Source organism: Pseudomonas viridiflava (assembly GCF_900602065.1).
GTDB lineage: Bacteria > Pseudomonadota > Gammaproteobacteria > Pseudomonadales > Pseudomonadaceae > Aquipseudomonas.
Window position 1 is genome coordinate 1 of sequence record NZ_UWFN01000141.1, and the last position, 564, is coordinate 564.

Here is a 564-nt window from a genome sequence, read left to right on the forward strand (position 1 = left end):
GGCCATTGGTGACCACGCCGACGATGGCGTTGATCTGTGCTTCCAGCTCCACCGGATTGGTGATGCTCATGTTGTGCACGTCGGGAATGATGTTGCCGTTATCGGTCAGCACGCCTTCACGGTAGACCGGGTCGCCGCCCAACTTGCCCAGTTGGCGCGCCACATGGCTGCGGGCCATCGGGATGACTTCAACCGGCAGCGGAAATGCACCCAGCACCGGCACCAGCTTGCTGCCGTCGGCGATGCAGATGAAGGTCTTGGCGACAGCCGCCACGATCTTCTCGCGGGTCAGGGCTGCGCCGCCGCCCTTGATCAGGTTCAGGTGCTCGTCGCTCTCGTCCGCGCCGTCGACATAGAACTCCAGATCGCTGACTGTGTTGAGTTCATACACTGGAATGCCGTGGCCCTTGAGCCGTGCAGCGGTGGCTTCGGAGCTGGCGACGGCGCCGTCGAAGGCAGCCTTGTGTTTGGCCAGCGCGTCGATGAAGCAGTTGGCCGTGGAGCCGGTGCCGACGCCCACAATGCTCTTGTCGTCGAGCTTCGGAAGGATGAAATCGACAGCTG

General features: G+C 62.8%; 1 protein-coding gene. It reads right to left on the reverse strand.

Features of this window, described 5'->3' with window-relative positions:
* On the reverse strand, positions 1-564 hold a 564-nt coding region (rpiA, locus tag EE949_RS08350), incomplete at both ends, for a ribose-5-phosphate isomerase RpiA (RefSeq protein WP_122663871.1).